6 protein-coding genes are annotated in these 6,527 nt (G+C 61.7%); 2 read left to right on the top strand and 4 right to left on the bottom strand.

The features are described from left to right. The first annotated feature begins 167 nt into the window (after positions 1-167). On the top strand, positions 168-2,414 hold the full coding sequence (locus J0J01_RS31705) for a hypothetical protein (protein ID WP_296387635.1): 2,247 nt from the start codon (positions 168-170) through the stop codon (positions 2,412-2,414). A gap of 78 nt (positions 2,415-2,492) precedes the next feature. On the opposite strand, the gene J0J01_RS31700 is transcribed toward J0J01_RS31705, so the two are convergent. Next, positions 2,493-3,404 carry an AAA family ATPase gene (locus J0J01_RS31700; protein ID WP_296387634.1) on the bottom strand — a complete coding sequence of 304 codons (912 nt, stop codon included), beginning with the start codon at positions 3,402-3,404 and terminating at the stop codon, positions 2,493-2,495. Between the two features lie 427 nt (positions 3,405-3,831). On the opposite strand from J0J01_RS31700, the gene J0J01_RS31695 reads away from it, so the two are divergent. Continuing rightward, complete coding sequence (locus J0J01_RS31695) at positions 3,832-4,044, top strand: cold-shock protein (protein WP_296387633.1); 213 nt, start codon at positions 3,832-3,834, stop codon at positions 4,042-4,044. 60 nt (positions 4,045-4,104) lie between these two features. Here J0J01_RS31695 and J0J01_RS31690 read toward each other — a convergent pair whose 3' ends face one another. Genes J0J01_RS31690 through J0J01_RS31680 form a run of 3 tightly spaced genes read right to left on the bottom strand, consistent with a single transcriptional unit; the run spans position 4,105 to position 6,526 of the window. Then, positions 4,105-4,977, bottom strand: coding sequence for an ABC transporter permease (locus J0J01_RS31690; protein WP_296387632.1), 873 nt, complete (start codon positions 4,975-4,977; stop codon positions 4,105-4,107). Further along, a complete protein-coding gene (locus J0J01_RS31685; RefSeq protein WP_296387631.1) occupies positions 4,974-5,954 on the bottom strand; it encodes an ABC transporter permease in 981 nt (326 codons plus the stop codon). The genes J0J01_RS31690 and J0J01_RS31685 overlap by 4 nt, the downstream gene beginning before the upstream one ends. Next, positions 5,951-6,526, bottom strand: a complete 576-nt coding sequence (locus J0J01_RS31680) for a GNAT family protein (RefSeq protein WP_296387630.1) — start codon at positions 6,524-6,526, stop codon at positions 5,951-5,953. The genes J0J01_RS31685 and J0J01_RS31680 overlap by 4 nt, the downstream gene beginning before the upstream one ends. Position 6,527: the final 1 nt, after the last annotated feature.

Genomic DNA, 6,527 nt, shown 5'->3' with positions numbered 1-6,527 from the left:
AGGGGCGAGACAGCGAGAACGCCGGCACCTCACCGCAAATACGGAGCCTTCTGCGCCCATTCGTGACGGCTTCCGACGGAAAAGAGCCGACTACGAGACCAAGGACCGGCGACGCCGTCATTGCGTGACTTGGTCAGACCTTCCCTAACTCACTAAGTCAAGACTACGTGCTTTCATCTTGGGCTCATGACCGAGGTGCCGGGAAACCCGTAGCTTCGGTAGTTTGTAGCGACATAGATTCTGCCGAGATATTCATAGCTGATATTACGCTTCTAAATTTCAATGTCGCTTTCGAGATCGGCTACGCAATAGGTTTGCGAAAAAGGGCCATTCCCATTGCAAATTCTACGCTCGCTTCTGACGATGAACTCAAAAAGAGAGTTGGTGTTTTCGATACACTGAAAAGAGTCGAATACGAGAATGCCTCCGAATTAGCTAGCAAGTTGCGTAGCGTAATATTGGAAGACGCACTCTCCATAAGATTCTCTAGTAAGCTAAACGCAAAGGCAAAAGTATGGGTGCTGCAACCGCCGCACTATTCAGAGGAGATTTCCAGGATCATCGCTGGCGTAAAGAAAGAGTTTTTCTTCTACAAGAGCTTCAACCCAACTGAGCAACCCCGGATGGCACCGGATGAAACAATTGACGATGTTGCTGCAGCTACTGGCATCGTCGTGCCGCTCCTGGCTCCGTATGTTAAAGAGGCAGAGGTTCACAATCTCAGGGCAGCATTTGTTGCTGGTTTGGCGTATGGAATGAAGAAGGAAGTTTTGCTTCTGCGCAGCGCTGGAGATTGGAGCGTCCCTCTGGACCTGCGAGATAGAATTCGCGCCTATAAGCATCCAGGGGATATCGATGATCTTATATCTCGTTTCCGCGAAGAAGTGGAGAACGCCTTTTATTCGGCAGATGATTCTGAGCAAGCACAGGGATTGTTAGAGAAACTGAGTTTTGGTTCTCCAACAGCGGAGAATGAGTTTCAAACACTTGGCTCCTATTTCATGAAGACGGCTGAATTTGGACGGGCGATTAGAGGCGAGGTGAATCTTTTAGTCGGCCGGAAGGGTAGTGGCAAGACCGCGGCGTTCTCTCAAATACGTAACGAGCTTCGACGAGATACCCGAAAAGTCGTAGTGGATCTCAAACCCGAAGGGTATCAGTTGATCAAGCTAAAGGACGTGGTCCTTCGTTATCTAGAGGCAGGAAGCAAAGATCATCTGGTAACGGCGCTTTGGGATTATGTTCTCTTGCTGGAATTGGCACATAAGCTCCTGGACAAAGATAGAGAAGTTAATCGGCGTGATCCCAAGCTGATGAGGCTTTACGATGAACTCAGCGCTATATATTTTTCTCACGGAAGCACGACGGAAGGCGACTTTTCCGAACGGTTAGTCCAATTGTCAACCTACTTGGTTACTACCTTTGATGCAAAGTTCGGTGGGCAGGGGACGACACGACTATCGCATGACCAAGTTACTCAAATTCTCTATCGAGGTGACTTGCATAGGCTGCGGACAGCGATTACGGCCTACCTTGAAGAAAAAGAGGATGTATGGATCCTGTTTGATAACATAGATAAGGGATGGGCTACCGATGGAGTGTCAACCGATGATGTTGTTATAGTGCACGCGCTGATTGAGGCGTTGTGGAAGATTCAGCGGGACTTGCAACGAGCGCACATTGATTTTCATTCCATCGTATTCTTGCGAAACGATGTTTATCAGTATCTTGTGCAGTCGATCCCAGATCGAGGTAAAGACCTTCGGGTTTCATTGGACTGGAGCGACCCGGGACAGCTACGTGAATTAATCAGAAGACGATTAATATATAACGGATGGTCGTTGTCTGTTGAATTTTTGCGAGCTTGGAACGACATAGCAGTCGAGACCTGTCATGGTCGGGAGAGCTCTGAAGTGCTCATAGAGCATTCGTTGATGAGGCCTAGGTATCTTCTCGCCATTCTGAACCACTGTCGCGGCGCTGCAGTGAACAATGGTCACTCGAGGATAGAGCAGGGTGACATCGAAGCGGGGCTTCGAGCCTATTCGAATGATTTGCTTGTTGACACAGATAACGAGCTTCGAGATTTGATGCCCGAAGCCAAGGATGTGCTGTATCAGCTCGTTGGTGAAGAACCTGACATTCTAGAGCCTGATCTTCACGAGCATTTTGCGAGAGCGGGTGTTCCTGCCGGACAAAACGAGAGGGTTACAGAGCTGCTTCTCTGGTACGGCGTTATTGGTATCGTCGGCAAGGGCGATTGGGTTGGATACATATTTGATGCAGCATATGACGTAAAGAAGATGAAAATTCTGCGAGAGAAAGAGGGCGGGCAGATTCCACTATACCGAGTTCACCCAGCATTTCGGTCAGGGTTGGACGTTAAGGGCGGAGGTAATGGGCAGTTGCTGTAGGCGGTTTCTCGATCAGTAGGCTCTTGGCAGTATATGGTCGACGGATTAGCTCGCATGCGAGCCACGATCTTGTAGGTGTCAGACGCGAGAGCTGGAGACGGCCAGTTCCCTCAGCCGGTAGGCCTTGCTCTTGGAGATGCCGAGTTCGCGCGCGATCTGATTGGGATTGAGCCCGTCGCGCAGCAGCGCTGCCACGCGATGGACGTCCTGCTCCTCGAGCGGCCACCACGCCCAGGTCGCCCGGCCCGCCGGATCGAAGCACAGCTTCGCCTCTACCGGCTCGAGTGCGTGGCCCGCCACGGCGCGCGCCTTTTCGACATGCAGCTCGAAACGGGCGCCCTGGTGCGCCGCGTAGCCGGCGGGCCGGCGCAACGCCAGCACGAGGTCGAGCACGTCCTCCTGCTGCGCCGAGCCGCGGAGCGCGCCGCGCTTGTTGGTGTGTTGGACGACCAGCACCGCCGTCCGTCGGCGCAGGCGCAGGAGGAAGGGCTGCAGCTTCGGCCACGGATCGCCATCGTTGGTGCGATGGCCAGCCAGGCTGGAGAGATTGTCGAGCACCAGCAGGTCGGGCGGCGGGGTGCAGGCGTTCCAGATCGCCGATTGGCCCGCTTCCTCGGCAATGTCGGGAAGGCCGCTCGACCGGAGATCGGCCAGGACGAACTCCAGCGTCTTGGGCGCCGGGCCGAGCATCGCCAGCCGCTGCCCGACGTCGGCGGCCGCCATCTCGCCGTCGACATAGACGACGCGATGCGGCCGCTCGGCCTGCCAGCCGAGGAAACGGCCGCCGGTGGCGGCGGCATGGGCGATCGCCATCGCCACGAAGGTCTTGCCGAGCCCGCGCGGGCCGTAGAGCAGGGTCAGGCTGTGGCTGCGCAGGAGCGGCGCCAGGATCGGCCGGCGGCCGGGCAGGGCGGCCAGCAGGTCGGCGGCGCCCCGGCGCTCGGGCCGGATCGCGGGGGCCCGGACGGGCGGCGGACGCAAGCGGGGCATGGCAGGGTGTATATCATGGATAAACTTAAAGTCAATCAATAACCTAAACGGTGGACGCGGTATCCTAACACCGCGGGGGAGGGAGGGTGTGTCAGCCGGATTCCCGGAAAAGCTTTGTGCCATCGGGGTGGGAGGCTTCCCACGGAAGTGGGAAGTTCCAGGGGCGTGCCGTGGGAAGGGGCGCTTCGTGAGCCGGCCGGAGGCCCGCGGTCCGGCGAGAGGATGAGGGGGCGCGGCTTTACCGCGCGCGCGCCTCCGGGATCGCGGCGCTTGCCAGACGCCGCCAAAACGGCCATAGAGCGCCGGTCGATGGACGGACAACCTCGGCGACGCCTCCGGCTCGCCCTCGACTTGATCCTGAAGAACGCAAATTCGACGGCCTGCCTCGTTTGTGGCGGGCGCATCTATGACGTGAAAGGCAATTCCCATGGCTACCGGAACCGTGAAGTGGTTCAACGCCACCAAAGGCTACGGCTTCATCCAGCAGGACAACGGCGGCAAGGACGCCTTCGTCCATATCAGCGCCGTCGAGCGCTCCGGCCTGCAGAGCCTCAACGAAGGCCAGAAGGTCGAATTCGAGCTGGTCGCTGACCGCCGCACCGGCAAGCAGTCGGCCGAGAACATCAAGGCGGTCGGCTGAGCAGAAGCCGGTTGTCGAACGAGAAAGCCCGCCTCCGGCGGGCTTTCTTTTTGCCCGGCTTCAGGCCCGCCGCTCGCTTCGGGGGTCGAGCGCGTCCTGCAGGCCGTCGCCCAGGAAGTTGAAGGCGATCACCGTCAGGAAGATCAGCAGGCCCGGCCACAGCGCCAGCACCGGCGTCTCCTGCAGCAGCTCCTGGGCGTTGGTCAGCATGTTGCCCCAGCTCGCCGCCGGCGCCTGGATGCCGAGGCCGAGGAACGACAGGGTCGATTCGAGCAGGATCAGGCCGCCGATCGAGAGCGTGGTCGCGACCACCAGCGAGCCCATGGCGTTGGGCAGGATGTGGCGGAACATGATGCGCAGCGGCCGCGCGCCCAGCGCCTGCGCGGCGCGCGTGAAATCCTGCGCCTTGAGCGACAGCGTCGCCGCCCGCACCAGCCGGGCCACGGTGGTCCACCCCATCAGCGACACGATCGCCACGATGCGCCACAGCGAGAAGGTCTCCGACTGGGCGATCGCCTGAGGGATGCCGATCTTCTGCGGGTCGACCGCCGCCAGCACGATCACCAGCGGCAGCAGCGGCAGGGCGATCACCCCGTCGGTCACGCGCATCAGGACCGCATCGAGCCGTCCGCCGTAATAGCCCGCGAACACGCCGATCGCCGCGCCGATCGCCGCCGACAGCAGCGCGCCTGCGAAGCCGACCAGCAGCGAGACCCGGCCGCCGTCGAGCAGGCGCTGCAAGAGGTCGCGGCCGAGATCGTCGGTGCCCAGCCAGAAGTGCGCCGAGGGCGGCTCCTTGCGGCGCAGCAGGTCGGTCATGGTCGGATCGATGCCGCGGGCATCGGCGATCCAGGGTGCCGCCAGCGCCAGCACCAGCAGCAGCGCGAGGAAGAGGGCCGAGACCTGCGCCGGGCGATGGCCCTTCATCGTCATCTGAGCCGGCTCGCGAGGGTGACCCGCGGATCGACCGCGACCAGCGCCAGGTCGGCGATGAGGTTGCCGACGATGGTGGTGAAGGTGGTGAACAGCAGCCCGACCAGGGCGAGGTTGTAGTCGTTGTCCAGGATCGCCTGGAACATCATCTTCCCCATGCCCGGCCAGGCGAACATGATCTCGGTGATCAGCGCGCCCGAGAACAGCCCGCCGAAGGAGAGGCCGAGGATGGTCAGCACGGGGGTCAGCGCGTTGACGAAGGCATGCCGCCACAGCACCCGCGTGGGCGAGGCGCCCTTGGCGCGGGCGGTGCGGACATAGTCCTGGCGCAGGGTCTCGATCATGGCGGCGCGCATGAAGCGGGTGTAGCCGCCGAGCTGCAGCAGCAGCAGAGTGCCGATCGGCAGCACGGCGAAGCGCAGCTGCTGGGCGATCGCCTCGGGCCACGGCGTGTGCGGCCGGATCTCGGCCATGCCGCCGGCCGGCAGGACGCCCAGTTTGACCGAGAACAGCGTGATCAGCAGCAGCGCCAGCCAGAACGGCGGCGTGCTGATGCCGGCAAAGCACAGCAGGTTGACGGTGTAGTCGGCGCGGCTGCGCGGCCGCGCCGCCGTCCACAGGCCGAGCGGCAGGGCGATCGCGATCGACAGCAGGAAGGCGGTGCCGGCGAGCGCCAGCGTGTTGAGGAGCCGCGGGCCGAGCACCGCGAGCACCGGCTGGTTGAGCGAGCGCGAGTAGCCGAAGTTGCCGTGCAGCGCCTGGCCGGCCCAGGCGAGGTAGCGCTCGAGCAACGGCTTATCGATGCCGTAGACCGCGCGCAGGCGGGCGGCGTCGGCGCTGGTCATGCGCGGATCGCCCGAGATCATCAGGTCGATCGGGTCGCCCGGCATCAGGCCGATCAGCAGGTAGACGATCAGGCTCATCAGCGCGAGGGTGATTGCGATCTCGGCCAGGCGGCTCGCGAGATAGCGGCTCATCCCGCGAGGCGCCGCTCGAGGCCGGCCTTCACCGCCGGCCATTCCTCGTCGATCACCGAGAAGTAGACCGAATCGCGGACGTACCCGTCGGCCATGATCATGTGCTTGCGCAGGATGCCCTCCTGCTTGGCGCCGAGCTTCAGGATGGCGGCGCGGCTGCGGCCGTTGCGGACGTCGGTCTTGTACTCGACGCGGACGAAGCCCAGCGCCTCGAAGGCATGGCGCATCAGCAAGAGCTTGCACTCGGGATTGACCGCGCCCGCCCACACCGAGGGCTCGTACCAGGTCGAGCCGATCTCGAGCTTGCGGTGCGCTTCCTCGATGTTGAGGTAGCGGGTCATGCCGACATAGCGCCGCTCGGCCTTGTGCCAGACCACGAACGCCATCTCGTGGCCGCTGGCGCTGCGGTGCAGCGCGTTGTCGATGTAGGGATCGTACAACGGCCCCAGCGCCGAGGTCGTGACGGTGAAGATCTCGGGATGCTGCGCCGCCGGCCGCACCGGCTCGCGATGGCGCTCCTCGAGGGGCTCGAGCCGCACGAAGCGACCGTCGAGCGTCACACGGTCGAGCATC

It is taken from the genome of Reyranella sp. (assembly GCF_017305915.1).
In the GTDB taxonomy this organism is placed as follows: Bacteria; Pseudomonadota; Alphaproteobacteria; order Reyranellales; family Reyranellaceae; genus Reyranella.
The sequence above is the reverse complement of the archived record's forward strand: the minus strand, read 5'-3'. Positions and strand labels throughout refer to the sequence as shown.

Excerpts from the sequence above, each read along its gene's own strand:
- J0J01_RS31680 (WP_296387630.1), bottom strand. The coding sequence starts at position 6,526 with ATGCTCGACCGTGTGACGCTCGACGGTCGCTTCGTGCGGCTCGAGCCC.
- J0J01_RS31685 (WP_296387631.1), bottom strand. The coding sequence starts at position 5,954 with ATGAGCCGCTATCTCGCGAGCCGCCTGGCCGAGATCGCAATCACCCTC.
- J0J01_RS31700 (WP_296387634.1), bottom strand. The coding sequence starts at position 3,404 with ATGCCCCGCTTGCGTCCGCCGCCCGTCCGGGCCCCCGCGATCCGGCCC.
- J0J01_RS31690 (WP_296387632.1), bottom strand. The coding sequence starts at position 4,977 with ATGACGATGAAGGGCCATCGCCCGGCGCAGGTCTCGGCCCTCTTCCTC.
- J0J01_RS31695 (WP_296387633.1), top strand. The coding sequence starts at position 3,832 with ATGGCTACCGGAACCGTGAAGTGGTTCAACGCCACCAAAGGCTACGGC.